The 1,325-nt window shown below is 69.9% G+C and carries 1 protein-coding gene; it reads right to left on the bottom strand.

Going from position 1 to position 1,325, the window contains the following annotated elements; all coding sequences use genetic code 11:
- Positions 1-1,325: type II and III secretion system protein family protein (locus tag AX737_RS19525; RefSeq protein ID WP_066924284.1), on the bottom strand; the 1,325-nt coding region annotated here is incomplete at both ends.

Genomic DNA, 1,325 nt, shown 5'->3' on the forward strand with positions numbered 1-1,325 from the left:
CCGCCACGCCGTAGAGGCGGTTGATCTGTCCGAGCAGGACGCCCTGGCCGTCGGTGGCGTCCACGAAGCCCTCGTCGGGCCGGGTGACCTGGCGCTGCTCCATCGGCTTGGCGATGTAGGGGGTCACCATGATCATCAGCTCCGTCTCCTGCCGCTGGTAGTCGCGGCTGCGGAACAGGGCGCCCAGGATCGGCAGGTTGACGAGGCCCGGCAGGCCGGAGACCGCCGCCTTGCTCTTCTGCTGGATCAGGCCGGCCGTCATCATGGTGCTGCCCGAGGGCAGCTCGACGGTCGTCTCGGAGTTGCGCACCGTCAGGCCCGGCACGGCGGTCGTCGCGTTGCCGCTGACGAAGCTGTAGGAGTTCTGCGGATCGACCTCGCTGACCTCGGTTCCGACGCGGATCGAGATCCGGTTCTCGGACTGGACCACGGGCGTGAAGTTCAGGCTGACGCCGTACTTCTTGAACGCGATGCCGACGACGCAGGTCGGCTGCTGCCCGGGGACGAGGGCCGGCGTGCAGGACTGGCTCGACGGGACCGGCAACTCGCCGCCCGCGGTGAACTTGGCCGACTCGCCCGAGATCGCGGTGAGCGTCGGCTCGGCGAGGATGCGCGAGACGCCCGCCTGCTCGAAGGCCTTCAGCGTCGCCGTCAGGCTCGCGCCGCCCGCCCCCGTGATCGTGCCGGAGATCAGGTTGCCGTTGGGGAACTGGCCGCCGGACACGGCGAGCGGTGCGGCGTTCACGAAGTTGAGGTTCGACCAGCCGCCGCTCAGGTTGACGCCGAGCTGCTTCAGGACGGTGCGCGAGACCTCCGCGACGGTGACGCGCAGCATCACCTGATCCTTGCCGCGGATCGTCAGGTTGTTGATCACCGCCCCGCGGGCGCCGCCCGCGATGCCCGCGCTGCTGGCCCCGCCGCCGCCGCCGCCTCCCGACGAGCCCACGAAGGCGTTGGCGATGTCGATGGCCTGCTGGGCCTCCGCCGCAGAGTTCACCGAGCCCGACAGCAGCACCGAATCGCCGCTGGAGCGCACGTCGAAGCGCCCGCCCGGGATGCTCTGGCCGAGGATCTGGCGCAGCACGTTGAGGTTGAGGTCGCGCGCCACCGTGACGTCGAGGGCGGCGATCTGGCGTCCCTCCGCGTCGAGGATGAAGATCGAGGTGGTGCCGTTCTCCATGCCGATGACGAAGACCTTGCGGGTCGAGCGCACCACGGCGTTGGCGACCTTGGGGTTTGCCACGAACACCTCCTTGGCGTCGCGCGGCAGGTCGATGATCACCGAGCGCCCGGCCGTCATCTCGACCTTGCGGGTGGTGTTGGCC

This window comes from Methylobacterium sp. CCH5-D2 (genome assembly GCF_001556475.1).
In the GTDB taxonomy this organism is placed as follows: Bacteria; Pseudomonadota; Alphaproteobacteria; order Rhizobiales; family Beijerinckiaceae; genus Methylobacterium; species Methylobacterium hispanicum.